We start from the raw sequence: 12,912 nt of genomic DNA, 5'->3' as shown, positions 1-12,912 counted from the left end.
CCGCGGGTACGGCCGCCGCCCGGACGGCCGTACCCCGTGGCGTCAGCCGCCGTAGACGTGAGGCGCGAGCGTACCGACGAACGGGAGGTTGCGGTACTTCTCGGCGTAGTCGAGGCCGTAGCCGACCACGAACTCGTTCGGGATGTCGAAGCCGACCCACTCCACGTCGATGGCGACCTTGGCGGCGTCGGGCTTGCGCAGCAGCGTGCACACCTTCAGGGAGGCGGGCTCGCGGGAGCCGAGGTTGGAGATCAGCCACGACAGGGTCAGGCCCGAGTCGATGATGTCCTCGACGATCAGGACGTGCCGGCCCTTGATGTCGGCGTCGAGGTCCTTGAGGATCCGCACGACGCCGGAGGACTGGGTGCCCGCTCCGTAGGAGGACACGGCCATCCAGTCCATGGTGAGCGGGGTGGACAGCGCCCTGGCGAGGTCGGCCATGACCATGACCGCGCCCTTGAGCACGCCGACGATCAGCAGGTCCTTGCCCGCGTACTCAGCGTCGATCTTCGCGGCGAGCTCCGCGAGCTTCGCGTCGATCTCTTCTTTGGTGATGAGCACCTGCTGGAGGTCGGCACCCATGTCTTTCGCGTCCACCCGCATCACTTTCGGTCGTCCCGCACTTGTCGCGCACTCGCCGCCGAGGTGCGGTGGCCGCCGTCGCCGGCGGCCGCCTGTTCCCGGAGAGGTCCGCACACGCCCGCAGTGTTGCGACTGCGGCCCGTACGGCCCAAGCGCGCTCTCCCTTTCGGCCGCGGCGCGCCTGTCGAGGCCCGCGCGCGTGGCCGACCGGTCCTGCCCCGAGGGGCGGCCGGGCGCCCCCTGGGGGGCGCGTTTTCAGCCTTGCCGGATCACCAGTCTGCCACCCTGCCGCTGAGCGACCACCTTGCCCGGGAGATTGATGGCCCCCTGGCCGCGCCAGCCGGTGATCAGACGGTCGATCTCCTCGATGTGGCGGGCGAAGAGGGAGCCCGCCGGGGCGCCGGCCTCGATGGCGGCGCGGCGCAGGATCCGGCGGCGCACGGCGGGCGGCAGCGCGTAGAGCTTGGCGCATTCCAGCAGGCCGGTGGCGTCGCGCACGGCGGACTCCGCCTGGCTCGCCCAGGCGTCGAGGGCGTCGGCGTCGTCGCGGGAGAGCTGCGCCGTGCGGGCGAGGGCTTCCACGACTCCCTTGCCGAGCGCCTTCTCCAGGGCGGGCAGGCCCTCGTGGCGCAGGCGGGAGCGGGTGTAGGAGGGGTCGGTGTTGTGCGGGTCGTCCCAGACGGGCAGGGACTGGGCCATGCAGGCCTTGCGGGCGGTCTGGCGGTCGATGTGCAGGAACGGGCGGCGGTAGCGGCCGTCGGCCCCCGAGACCGCGGCCATCCCGGACAGCGACCTGATGCCGGAGCCGCGGGCGAGACCCAGCAGGACGGTTTCAGCTTGGTCGTCCCGGGTGTGTCCGAGGAGGATCGCGGTGGCGCCGTGGCGGGCGGCGGCGGCGTCCAGGGCGGCGTAGCGCGCGTCGCGGGCGGCCGCTTCGGGGCCGCCGTCGCGGCCGACGGTCACGGCGACGGACTCGACCGGCGACAGGCCCAGTTCACGCAGGCGCAGGACGACTTCCTCGGCGCGCAGCCCGGAACCCGGCTGCAGGCCGTGGTCGATGGTGACGCCGCCGGCCCTGACGCCGATCTTGGGGGCTTCGAAGGCGAGGGCGGAGGCCAGCGCCATGGAGTCGGCGCCGCCGGAGCACGCCACGAGGACGAGTGGCGCGGCCGGTGCGGGCGGCTCGGCCGCTCGCTGGTGCGGGGCCTGGCGGCCGGTGCGCCACTCGCCGGGCGGCTCGGTGCGCTGCCCGGCGAGCTGTTCCGCCGGACGCTGTTCGGTGCGCTGCTGCGCGGTGTGCTCGATGAGGATGTCGTGAAGGACGCGGCGGACCGCCAGGCGTATCGCCGCGACCGCAGGATGGGGACCCATGTCCGGTTCCCTTCTGAAGTTGTCGGGGGGGTGAACCCGAAGCTGGTCACTCAGAGTGTGTCGATGGTGACAGAAACGGGCCGTTCCCCGAGCATTGCACGCCTACGCATGGCTCACGGTCCCTCGGACGGGTGATTGGCGAGGCGTTCACCTGCCGACGGCCGGATTCGTTTGACTACGCTCGCGTGGATCCGGCTCTCACGAGTCCGCCTTGCGGTGCACCCGTGCGATCCACTCCGCGGGCTTGGCGATCTCCGACTTCGTCGGAAGTGTGTTCGGTGACGTCCACACGCGGTTGAAGCCGTCCATGCCGACCTGTTCGACGACCGCCCGTACGAACCGCTCGCCGTCGCGGTACTGACGCAGCTTGGCGTCCAGTCCCAGGAGTTTGCGCAGGGCGAGGTCGAGCCGGGACGCACCCTTCGCGCGGCGCTGCTGGAACTTCTCGCGGATCTCGGCGACGGAGGGGACGACGTCCGGCCCGACACCGTCCATCACGAAGTCGGCGTGGCCCTCCAGCAGGGACATGACCGCCGTCAGCCGGCCGAGGATCTCCCGCTGGGCGGGTGTCTGCACCAGCTCCACGAGGGATCGCCCGTCCTCCTCGCCCTCCTCCGACTCCGGGCGGCCGCCCGCGAACGACTGGGCGGCCTCCCGGACGCGTTCCAGGACCGTCATGGGGTCCACCTCGGTCTCGCCGAGGAACGACTGGATCTCACCCTCCAGGTGATCGCGCAGCCAGGGCACCGCGGTGAACTGGGTGCGGTGGGTCTCCTCGTGCAGGCAGACCCAGAGGCGGAAGTCGTGAGGGCGCACGTCGAGTTCGCGCTCCACGTGCACGATGTTGGGCGCGACCAGCAGGAGGCGCCCACCGCCGTTCTGCCCGGCGGGCAGGTCGCGGGTGGGCGGGGCGAAGGTCTCGTACTGGCCGAGGACGCGGGAGGACAGGAACGACAGGAGCATGCCCAGTTCCACCCCGGTGACCTTGCCGCCGACGGCCCCGAGGACGGCTCCGCCGGTGGTGCTCCCCCGCCGTTCCTGCATCTTGTCGAGGAGCGGCCTGAGGATCTCGCGGAAGCCGGCCACGTTCGCGCGGACCCAGCCGGGGCGGTCCACGACGAGGACCGGGGTGTCGTGGGTGCTCTCGTCACCCATGCGGGTGAAGCCGCGGACGTGCTCCTCGGAGGCCTTCGCGTGGCGGCGCAGCTCCGCCACGACGGCTCGTGCCTCGTCGCGGGTCACCTCGGGTCCCGGCCGCGCGAGTCGGGTCGCGGTCGCCACCGCGAGATTCCAGTCGACCATCTCGGCACCACCGATGCTCGTCATGTGTCAACCGTACGTGCTGATGTGCGGACGCGGTGCCCCTCCGGGGGGAGCGGGTCAGGCGCGGGCACCTGTGGCTCGTCACGCAGTTCCCCGCGCCCCCGGGGCCGGAGCCGGCCTCCTCCCGTCAGGTGCGGGCACGCCGTGGCTCGGCGCGCAGGTCCCCGCGCCCCCAGCAAGGACCCACCCTCGCCGGCAGGTGCGGGTCCCCCGGCGCCTGTCGCGCGGTGCCCCTCCGGGGGGGAGCGGGTCAGGTGCGGGTCCGCCGTGGCTCAGCGCGCAGTTCCCCGCGCCCCTGGACGGTAGCCCGCCTCCCTCCGGCAGGTGCGGGCACGCCGTGGCTCGGCGCGCAGTTCCCCGCGCCACCAGGCAGGTGCAGGTCCGATGAAGCGGTCCTCAGCGGCAGCCGCAGCCCGCCAGGGCCGCGGCTGTGCGGTCCAGGGCCGCTCTGGCCCCCTGCTGGTCCGGCGAGCCGTCCGTCAGGAAGGCGAAGGCCAGCAGGCGGCCGTCGGCGTCCACCACCGTCCCCGCAAGGGTGTTGACGCCGGTCAGGGTGCCCGTCTTGGCGCGGACGAGCCCCACGCCCGCGTAGTCGGCCGCGTCCGCGTAGCGGTCGCTGAGCGTGCCCGTGAAGCCCGCCACCGGCAGCCCGGTCAGGACCGGACGGAGTTCGGGGTGCGCGCGGGAGCCCGCGGTCGCCAGCAGCCGGGTCAGCAGGTCGGCGGTGAGCCTGTCGTCCCGGTTCAGACCGCTGCCGTCGTGGAACGCCGCCCCGGCGAGCGGGAGTCCGAGCTTGTCCAGCTGGGCGCGGATCGCCGCGGCGCCGCCGTCGAAGCTCGGCTGCCCTCCCAGGGCCAGGGCGGTCTGGCGGGCGAGGGCCTCGGCGATGTCGTTGTCGCTGTTGGTCAGCATCCGCTCGACCACCTCCGACAGGGGCGGCGACTGGACGGAGGCCAACGTGGCGGCGCGCGCGCTCGCCTTGGCGGCCGGGACCGCGGCGGCGGCCGTGCCGCCCGTGGTGGTGACGCCCCGCGCGCGCAGCAGCGTGCCGAAGGCCCGGGCGGCGTCCCCCGCCGGGTCCGTGCCCCGCTCGGCCGGTCCGCTGGAGGAGCCGTCCCGGCGGCCCTCGTCGACCGCCAGCGCGGTGACCGGTGCGAGGTTCTCGTTGGCCCCGATCGGGTGCAGCGCCGGCCCGGTGAAGAGGGAGGCGTCGTAGGAGAGGGTCACCGAGGCCGTGTGGCGCTTCTTCAGGGCCGCCGCGGTGCGGTCCGCGAGCGTGCGCAGGCTCGCCCAGCCGTCGGCCTTCGCGCGGGCCGTCAGGGTCGGGTCGCCGCCGCCGACGAGCACCAGCTTGCCGGTCCCGGGCTCCAGCGCGGTGCGGGTGGTGAAGCGGTGGTCCGCGCCGGCCGCGGAGAGCGCGGCGACGGCCGTGGCGATCTTCGTCGTGGAAGCGGGGGTCAGCGCGCCGGAGACGTCCCTGCCGTACAGGCGCCGCCCCGTGGCCACGTCCACGACGGCGGCGGAGCGCCGGGGGCCGAGCGCGCCGTCGCTCAGGAACCTGCCGAGCACGGTCGACAGCTCCGGCCCGAGCGGCGCGGACTTCGCTGTGTTCGCGGCACCGTCGCCGATCCCGGCGAGCACCGGGACGGCGCTCGGCGCGGCCACCGGCGTCCGGGCCGCCGTACCGGAATCACCCGCGTGATCTGCGCCACCCTCGCCGCCCCACGCCGCGGCCCGCTCCCGCTCGGCCGTACGCTGACCCGCGGAGTCCCAGGGACCGGCGGCGGTCACGGCCCCCGCCGCGAGCGCGAGGCCGGCGACGGTCGCGACGGCCGCGAGCTGGGGGGTGGTGAGCCCCCCGGAGCGCGGGCGCACGGCGCGCGCGACCCGCGCGACGTGCGGTTTCACCACCCCGCCGAGCCGTGCCACGCGCGGTGCGGCGGTCTCGGTGTCCCGCCGCGCACCCGGGCGCACGGACCGGGCCAGATGCTTCAGGCGCGGCTCCACGGCTCGCGCGAGTCGCGCCAGACGCGGCCCCGCGGCCCGCCAGGCCCTCGGCTCCGGCATGACCACCAGCCCCTTTCGCGATCACACAGCTGCGTGAGGGACACTTAATCACCAGAACTATGTGCTGATCATGGAGGAGCCACCGGTGGAGTTCGACGTCACGATCGAGATCCCGAAGGGTTCGCGGAACAAGTACGAGGTGGACCACGAGACCGGTCGGATCCGCCTCGACCGTCGACTCTTCACCTCGACCGCCTACCCGACCGACTACGGATTCGTCGAGAACACCCTCGGCGAGGACGGTGACCCGCTGGACGCGCTGGTCATCCTGGACGAGCCGACGTTCCCGGGCTGCCTGATCAAGTGCCGCGCCATCGGCATGTTCCGCATGACGGACGAGGCCGGCGGCGACGACAAGCTGCTGTGCGTCCCGGCGACCGACCCGCGTGTGGAGCACCTGCGTGACATCCACCACGTGTCGGAGTTCGACCGCCTGGAGATCCAGCACTTCTTCGAGGTCTACAAGGACCTGGAGCCCGGCAAGTCCGTCGAGGGCGCCAACTGGGTGGGCCGTGTGGAGGCCGAGCAGGAGATCGAGCGCTCCTACAAGCGGTTCGAGGAGGAGGGCGGTCACTGACCGTCGTAGCCTTGCGGGCCGCGTGACCCTGGTGGGGTTGCGCGGCCCGTTCTCGTACCGGTGCGCATACTGAGGCGTACGGGAGGTAGGCGAGAGACGTACACGCAGGCGAGACGAGGCGGGAGCAGGTGGCGGAGGCGGACGCGGAGGGCCGCGAGACGGGGTCGGCGGACGCGGAGGAGGACGACCGCAAGCCGCCGTCGGACGAGGCGAGGAGCGCGTTCGCGCCCGAGGGCCGGGACGAGGAGGAGAGCGTCTCGGGCCCGGACGCGGAGTCCGTCTCGTCGCTGACGTCCGAGCTCACGATTCCCACGGTCCTGCCGTCCTCGTCCGCGTCGTCGCCGTCGTTCGTCGCGGACGGGTCCACGACGTCCGAGTTCGCCGTGCCCGAGGGGCTCGCCCTGCCCCCGGTGGTGGGCGGCGAGCCGGAGACGACCTCCGACTTCGTCCTCCCGGAGGGCTTCCAGGCGCCGCAGTCCGCCGGAGCGGACGCGGAGGGGTCGGCGTTCAGCTTTCCCAGCACCTATCTCGCGGGACAGGCCCCGACCGCGTTCACCCCGCCCGCGGGGTTCCCCGCGGTCCGGCTGACCAAGGAGGCGCCCTGGCAGGACCGGATGCGCACCATGCTGCGCATGCCGGTGGCCGAGCGGCCCGCTCCCGAGCCGGTGCAGCGGACCGGCGAGAACAACCCGGCCGTGCCGCGTGTGCTCGACCTGACCCTCCGTATCGGCGAGCTGCTGCTCGCGGGCGGCGAGGGCGCCGAGGACGTGGAGGCGGCGATGTTCGCGGTCTGCCGGTCCTACGGACTGGACCGCTGCGAGCCCACCGCCACCTTCACCCTGCTGTCGGTCTCCTACCAGCCCTCCCTGGTCGACGACCCGGTCACCGCGTCACGGACCGTGCGGCGCCGCGGCACGGACTACACGCGTCTGGCGGCCGTGTTCGCGCTGCTGGCCGATCTCAGCGACCCGGAGACGACGATCTCCCTGGAGGAGGCCTACCGGCGGCTCGCCGAGATCCGCCGTAACCGCCACCCCTACCCCGGCTGGGCGCTGACCGGGGCCAGCGGGCTGCTCGCCGGCGCGGCCTCCGTGCTGGTCGGCGGCGATCTGCTCGTGTTCGTCGCGGCCGCGATCGGCGCGATGCTCGGCGACCGCCTGGCCTGGCTGTGCGCGGGGCGCGGACTGCCGGAGTTCTACCAGTTCACGATGGCCGCGATGCCCCCGGCCGCGATCGGCGTCGCGCTGACGGTCGGGGGGGTGAACGTGAACGCGTCCGCGGTGGTCACCGGTGGACTGTTCGCCCTGCTGCCGGGGCGGGCCCTGGTGGCGGGCGTGCAGGACGGCCTGACCGGCTTCTACATCACCGCCGCGGCCCGCCTGCTGGAGGTCATGTACTTCTTCGTCGGCATCGTCATCGGGGTCCTGGTGATCCTGTACTTCGGCGTGAAGCTGGGCGCCCCGCTCAACCCCGACGCGGCGCTGAGCGCCACCTCGCGGCCCGTCGTGCAGATCATCGCGTCGATGCTGCTGTCGCTGACCTTCGCCGTGCTGCTCCAGCAGGAGCGGTCCACGGTGCTGTGGGTGACCCTCAACGGGGGCGTCGCCTGGGTCATCTACGGCGCCATGGTCTACCCGGGCCACCTCTCGCCGGTCGCCTCCACGGCCGTGGCGGCGGGGCTGGTGGGTCTGTTCGGGCAGTTGCTGTCGCGCTACCGGTTCGCGTCCGCGCTGCCCTACACCACGGCCGCGATCGGGCCGCTGCTGCCCGGTTCCGCGACGTACTTCGGGCTGCTGGCGATGGCCCAGAACGACGTCGACAAGGGCCTGGTGTCCCTGGCCAAGGCCGCCTCGCTCGCCATGGCCATCGCGATCGGCGTGAACCTGGGAGCCGAGATCTCGCGACTGTTCGTGCGCGTGGGCTCCGCCGGGGTCCGGCGCGCGGCCAAGCGGACCCGCGGCTTCTGAGGCGCGGGGCGCGGGGCTCTACCTCTGGCCGTGGGGGGGCTGCTCGCCCTGCCGGGGGTCGTGATGGGCGTCCGGGTCCTGGTGCTGGTGCTGGTCCCAGTACTGGTCCTGCCCGGCGCCGTACGGCTGCTGCTGCGGGTAGCCCTGGTACTCGCCGTAGTGGCCCTGGTGCTGGTACTCGTCGTAAGGGCCCTGGTGCTGGTCGTGGCCGCCCTGGTTCCGGTACGGGTTCGGGTACGGGTCCCCGCCGTAGGGCTGCTGGGCGGCGCCCGGCCGAGGGGCGTGGCCCTGCTCGCCGTACGACGGCGCGGGGTGGCCGTGGTTCTGGTTCCCGTTCCCGTACCCGCCGTGGTCCTGGGTCACGGGGCGCAGCCGCGTGGTCGCGTCGTCCATGACCGGCGGGTTCTGGAAGCCGGACCGTCCCTGCGAGTAGGCGGCGTCCTGCGGGAAGGAGGGCCGCGGCTCGGCCGCCGGGGCCTGCGCGGGGTTCTTCCGGGCCTTGGAGCGCGCGCGCAGGAACTCGATGGCGATGGGGACGACCGACACGAGGACGACCAGGATGAGGATCGCCTCGATGTTGCTCTTCACGAAGGCGATGTTGCCGAGCCAGGAGCCGAGCAGGGTCACGCCCGCGCCCCACAGGACGCCGCCGATGACGTTGAACACGACGAAGGAGCGGTACTTCATCCCGCTGACGCCGGCGATGATCGGCGTGAAGGTGCGCACGATGGGCACGAACCGGGCCAGGACCAGGGACTTCGGACCGTACTTCTCGAAGAACTCGTGCGCCTTGACCACGTTCTCCTGCTTGAACAGGCGCGAGTCCGGGCGGTTGAACAGCGAGGGGCCGACCTTCTTGCCGAACATGTATCCCGCCTGGTCGCCGAGGATCGCGGCGAGGCAGATCAGGGCTATGGCGGCCCACAGGGGGAAGTCGAGCTGGTGGGACGTGATCAGCAGGCCGCAGGTGAACAGCAGCGAGTCACCCGGCAGGAAGAAGCCGATCAGCAGGCCGGACTCGGCGAACACCACCAGGAGCAGGCCCCAGATTCCGAAGGTGTCCAGCAGGTTGTTCGGATCCAGCCAGCTCGGTCCGAGGGCAAGCGTCGTCACGGTTCCGGGCTCCTGATGGGTCGGGGAAGTGCGGCGTCCTGAGAGCTGCCGCCAGACGATGGCCTGACAAAGCTATCAACGCTCGGTGTCCCCTCCGGGTTCCAGCGATGACCCCGGGGCCCACGGTGCGGTGGGTGCCCCTCGCCGCCGCCCTCAGGCCGTGTGCCGCGCCGCGTTCGCCGCGATCGCCTCGTGGAGATGCGCGGCGAGGCCCGGTCGCATGGCCTCGTAGTACGCCGTGAAGCGCTCGTCGGACACGTACATGTCGCCCAGGCACCGGTGCAGCTCGTACGAGCACGTGTAGAACCACCGGCAGATGTGCCGGCGGTGCTCCTCGGCCAGATCCATCGCCGCCTGCCCGGTCGGCGGCTCACCGGCGGCCATCAGGGCGGCGTAGCGCTCCCCCCAGGCGTCGGTCTCGGCCTGCGCGCGCTTCCAGTCGTCCTTGGTGTAGCGGGCGGTCCGGCGCCGGGACTCCGCATACTCCCCGGTGTCGCCCCAGCGCCGGCGCACCTCCTGCGCGTACTGCTCCGGATCGTTGTCCCCGAACACCTCGAACCTCTCCTCGGGTGTGAGGTCGATGCCCATCTCGCGTGCCTCCATCGCGTGCTCCACGGCCGCCGCCATCTTCCGCAGCCTCTCGATCCGGGCGGTCAGCAGCTCGTGCTGCCGGCGCAGCTGCGCGCGCGGGTCCGCGTCCGGGTCGTCGAGCAGGGCGGCCACTTCCTCGAGCGGGAAGCCGAGCTCCCGGTAGAACAGGATCTGCTGCAGCCGGTCCAGATCGGCGTCGTCGTAGCGCCGGTGGCCCGCGTGGCTGCGCTCACCCGGGGTGAGCAGGCCGATCTCGTCGTAGTGGTGCAGCGTGCGCACCGTGACCCCGGCGAAGTCGGCGACCTGTCCCACGGAATAGCTCACTTCCGCTCCTTACTTCTTTCTCGGTACGCGCTCCACGGTGCGTCCTCACCCCGCGTGAGGTGCAAGCGCGGTCCCGGGGCCTTCTCCCGCGTCTCGCGGGACACCGCGCCGATGTCCGCGCGCCAGGGGCGTTACGCCGGTTGTGTCCCCTTATGGTGGGCCAGTGGCCCAGGACACCGCGCAGCAGGCACCCGCCTCCCCGGCGACCCCCGCGCGCGATCTGCTGCCCTTGGTGGCTCCCGCGCTCGCCGTCGGCGTCGGCGCCAGTCTGCTCTACCTGGCGGTGAGCGGGCTCGCCACGCAGCTCCAGCACGTGCTGTGGGGCGCCCTTCCCGACGCCCTGGGCATCGGCCCCTACACGGCGCCGTGGATGCTCGTCGTGCTCACCGCGACGGGCGCCCTGGTCGGTCTGGTCGTCTGGAAGGCCCCGGGGCACGCCGGACCCGACCCGGCGACCGTCGGGCTGTCCGTGACGACCCCGCTGGCGCCCCGCGTCCTGCCGGGCCTGCTGGTGGCGGCGATGCTGATGCTGGCGGGCGGCCCGAGCCTGGGCCCGGAGAACCCGGTCCTCGTGTCGAACGCCGCCCTGGCCTTCTGGCTGGGCCGCAGGCTGGCACCCCGGCTGCCGGAGAACCTGTGGGTGTCGCTCGCGGAGTCGGCGACCATCGGCGCCCTGTTCGGCACGCCGGTCGCGGCGGCGCTGCTGCTCTCCGAGGCGCTGGCGGGCAGGCCGGTCAAGGGGCTGCTGTGGGACAACGTGTTCGCGCCGCTGATCGCCGCCGCGGCGGGCGCGCTGACCACCACCCTGCTGGGGCGGCCGAGCTTCGACCTGAACCTGCCCCCCTTCGGGCGCCCCGGCTGGCAGGACGTGGTGAGCGCGATGGCGATCGCCTCCGCGGCCGCGCTGCTCGCGATGGCCGCCGTGTACGCCCTCCCCTATGCCCACGCCGCCTTCGCCCGCCTGCGGCACCCCGTTCTGGCGCTGTCGGTCGGCGGCCTGCTCCTGGGGCTGCTGGGGATCATGGGCGGCCGGCTGACCTTGTTCAAGGGGCTCGACGAGGTGGCGGAGCTGGCGCGGAACCCGGAGGGCTGGTCGGCCGCGCAGTTCGCGGACATGGCGGTGGTGAAACTCGTGGCCCTGCTGGTCGCGGCGTCCTGCGGATTCCGGGGCGGCCGGATCTTCCCCTCCGTGTTCGTCGGCGCCGCGCTCGGGCTGTGCGCGCACGCCGCCTACCCCAGCGTGCACCCGGCGCTGGGAGTGGCCGCCGGGGTGCTGGGCGTGCTCCTCGCGGTGACCCGGGCCGGCTGGCTCAGCCTGTTCACGGCGGCCCTGCTGGCCCCCTCGCCCCAGATCCTGGCCCTGCTCTGCATCGCGTCCCTGCCCGCCTGGCTCCTGGTCACGGGACGGCCCCAGATGCAGCTGAGGCAGGACGGGACGCCGGTTCAGTGAGCCGGTGGCCCCGCCGAGCCGCCCACCACCGACGCGAGGAGACGAGACACCATGCCGCTCCACACCGGCTCGCAGAAGCCCGACGAGCGCCCCATGTCGATGAACCCCTTCTTCGGGGAGGCGAACCCGGTCGTGGAGATGACCGAGGCGCCGCCCAAGCACCGGCTCCCGGCGGGACCGATGCCGCCGTCGGTCGCCTACCAGCTGGTCCACGACGAGCTGATGCTGGACGGGAACTCACGGCTCAACCTCGCCACCTTCGTCACCACGTGGATGGAGGAGCAGGCCACCCGGCTGATGGGGGAGTGCTGCGACAAGAACATGATCGACAAGGACGAGTACCCGCGCACCGCGGAGCTGGAGCGCCGCTGCGTGGCCATGCTCGCCACCCTGTGGAACGCCCCGGACCCGGAGAACACCGTGGGCTGCTCTACCACCGGTTCGAGTGAGGCGTGCATGCTCGCCGGGATGGCGTTGAAGCGCCGCTGGGCCCTGCGCAACGCGGACCGCTACCCCTCCAGCCAGGCCCGCCCCAACCTGGTCATGGGCGTGAACGTGCAGGTCTGCTGGGAGAAGTTCTGCAACTTCTGGGAGGTCGAGGCGCGCCAGGTACCCATGGAGGGCGACCGGTTCCACCTGGATCCGCAGGCGGCCGCCGAGCTGTGCGACGAGAACACCATCGGCGTGATCGGCATCCTCGGCTCCACCTTCGACGGGTCCTACGAGCCGATCGCCGACCTGTGCACCGCCCTGGACGCGCTCCAGGAGCGCACGGGCCTGGACGTCCCCGTCCACGTGGACGGCGCGTCCGGGGGCATGATCGCGCCCTTCCTCGACAAGGACCTGGTGTGGGACTTCCGGCTGCCCCGGGTCGCGTCGATCAACACCTCGGGGCACAAGTACGGCCTGGTCTACCCCGGGGTGGGATGGGCGCTGTGGCGGGACAAGCAGGCACTGCCCGACGAACTCGTCTTCCGCGTCAACTACCTGGGCGGCGAGATGCCGACCTTCGCGCTCAACTTCTCCCGGCCCGGCGCCCAGGTCGTCGCCCAGTACTACACGTTTCTGCGGCTGGGCCATGACGGCTACCGGGCGGTCCAGCAGACCACGCGGAACGTGGCGCGGGGGCTCGCTGCGAAGGTGGAGGAGATGGGCGACTTCCGGCTCCTCACCCGCGGCGACGAGCTGCCCGTCTTCGCGTTCACCACCGCGGACCACGTCGAGAAGTACGACGTCTTCGACGTCTCGCGGCGGCTGCGCGAGTTCGGCTGGCTGGTGCCCGCGTACACCTTCCCGCCCAACCGCGAGGACCTGGCCGTGCTGCGGGTGGTGTGCCGCAACGGCTTCTCGGCGGACCTGGCCGAACTGTTCCTGGAGGACCTGTGCCGCGCGCTGCCGCTGCTGCGGCGCCAACCGCATCCGCTGACCCGTGACAAGCAGAAGGCGACGAGCTTCCACCACTGAGTCCCGTACGGGCGCCCCTGGACGCCGGTCCCGGTGTCGCCCCGCTGCCGGCGGGGCGACTCCGTGTCGGGCGGACGTGCGGC

General features: G+C 72.7%; 10 protein-coding genes. 4 read left to right on the top strand and 6 right to left on the bottom strand.

Annotation, left to right across the window (positions count from 1 at the left end):
- Positions 1–42: 42 nt before the first annotated feature.
- From hpt to dacB, 4 genes are all read right to left on the bottom strand, one after another.
- Entirely contained in the window at positions 43–603 is a 561-nt protein-coding gene (hpt, locus tag AB0C59_RS09450) for a hypoxanthine phosphoribosyltransferase (RefSeq protein WP_363002289.1), read from the bottom strand.
- A gap of 234 nt (positions 604–837) precedes the next feature.
- The gene (tilS, locus tag AB0C59_RS09445; protein ID WP_363002287.1) at positions 838–1,953 is read right to left on the bottom strand and encodes a tRNA lysidine(34) synthetase TilS; all 1,116 of its coding nucleotides are present in this window, start codon (positions 1,951–1,953) and stop codon (positions 838–840) included.
- Positions 1,954–2,151: 198 nt separating this feature from the next.
- Positions 2,152–3,279, bottom strand: coding sequence for a zinc-dependent metalloprotease (locus AB0C59_RS09440; RefSeq protein ID WP_363002285.1), 1,128 nt, complete (start codon positions 3,277–3,279; stop codon positions 2,152–2,154).
- Positions 3,280–3,672: 393 nt separating this feature from the next.
- Positions 3,673–5,343 (bottom strand): D-alanyl-D-alanine carboxypeptidase/D-alanyl-D-alanine-endopeptidase, encoded by a 1,671-nt coding sequence (dacB, locus tag AB0C59_RS09435; protein ID WP_363002283.1) that lies wholly within the window; start codon positions 5,341–5,343, stop codon positions 3,673–3,675.
- An 85-nt stretch (positions 5,344–5,428) separates the two neighbouring features.
- On the opposite strand from dacB, the gene AB0C59_RS09430 reads away from it, so the two are divergent.
- Together AB0C59_RS09430 and AB0C59_RS09425 are read left to right on the top strand one after the other, a co-directional pair.
- Entirely contained in the window at positions 5,429–5,920 is a 492-nt protein-coding gene (locus AB0C59_RS09430) for an inorganic diphosphatase (protein ID WP_363002420.1), read from the top strand.
- Between the two features lie 317 nt (positions 5,921–6,237).
- On the top strand, positions 6,238–7,887 hold the full coding sequence (locus AB0C59_RS09425; protein WP_363002418.1) for a threonine/serine exporter family protein: 1,650 nt from the start codon (positions 6,238–6,240) through the stop codon (positions 7,885–7,887).
- A gap of 18 nt (positions 7,888–7,905) precedes the next feature.
- Here AB0C59_RS09425 and AB0C59_RS09420 read toward each other — a convergent pair whose 3' ends face one another.
- Both AB0C59_RS09420 and AB0C59_RS09415 read right to left on the bottom strand, forming a co-directional pair.
- The gene (locus tag AB0C59_RS09420; protein WP_363002281.1) at positions 7,906–9,000 is read right to left on the bottom strand and encodes a VTT domain-containing protein; all 1,095 of its coding nucleotides are present in this window, start codon (positions 8,998–9,000) and stop codon (positions 7,906–7,908) included.
- A gap of 153 nt (positions 9,001–9,153) precedes the next feature.
- Positions 9,154–9,915: a MerR family transcriptional regulator gene (locus AB0C59_RS09415; protein WP_363002279.1), complete on the bottom strand. Its 762-nt coding sequence runs from the start codon at positions 9,913–9,915 to the stop codon at positions 9,154–9,156.
- Positions 9,916–10,078: 163 nt separating this feature from the next.
- On the opposite strand from AB0C59_RS09415, the gene AB0C59_RS09410 reads away from it, so the two are divergent.
- Positions 10,079–11,365 (top strand): ion channel protein, encoded by a 1,287-nt coding sequence (locus AB0C59_RS09410; RefSeq protein WP_363002277.1) that lies wholly within the window; start codon positions 10,079–10,081, stop codon positions 11,363–11,365.
- Positions 11,366–11,416: 51 nt separating this feature from the next.
- Positions 11,417–12,829 (top strand): glutamate decarboxylase, encoded by a 1,413-nt coding sequence (locus tag AB0C59_RS09405; RefSeq protein WP_363002275.1) that lies wholly within the window; start codon positions 11,417–11,419, stop codon positions 12,827–12,829.
- Positions 12,830–12,912: the final 83 nt, after the last annotated feature.

Source organism: Streptomyces sp. NPDC048664 (genome assembly GCF_040650555.1).
In the GTDB taxonomy this organism is placed as follows: Bacteria; Actinomycetota; Actinomycetes; order Streptomycetales; family Streptomycetaceae; genus Streptomyces.
Note: the sequence above shows the minus strand (reverse complement) of the source record. Positions and strands in the feature narration are given on the sequence as shown.

Excerpts from the sequence above, each read along its gene's own strand:
- tilS (WP_363002287.1), bottom strand. The coding sequence starts at position 1,953 with ATGGGTCCCCATCCTGCGGTCGCGGCGATACGCCTGGCGGTCCGCCGC.
- dacB (WP_363002283.1), bottom strand. The coding sequence starts at position 5,343 with ATGCCGGAGCCGAGGGCCTGGCGGGCCGCGGGGCCGCGTCTGGCGCGA.
- AB0C59_RS09440 (WP_363002285.1), bottom strand. The coding sequence starts at position 3,279 with ATGACGAGCATCGGTGGTGCCGAGATGGTCGACTGGAATCTCGCGGTG.
- hpt (WP_363002289.1), bottom strand. The coding sequence starts at position 603 with ATGCGGGTGGACGCGAAAGACATGGGTGCCGACCTCCAGCAGGTGCTC.
- AB0C59_RS09405 (WP_363002275.1), top strand. The coding sequence starts at position 11,417 with ATGCCGCTCCACACCGGCTCGCAGAAGCCCGACGAGCGCCCCATGTCG.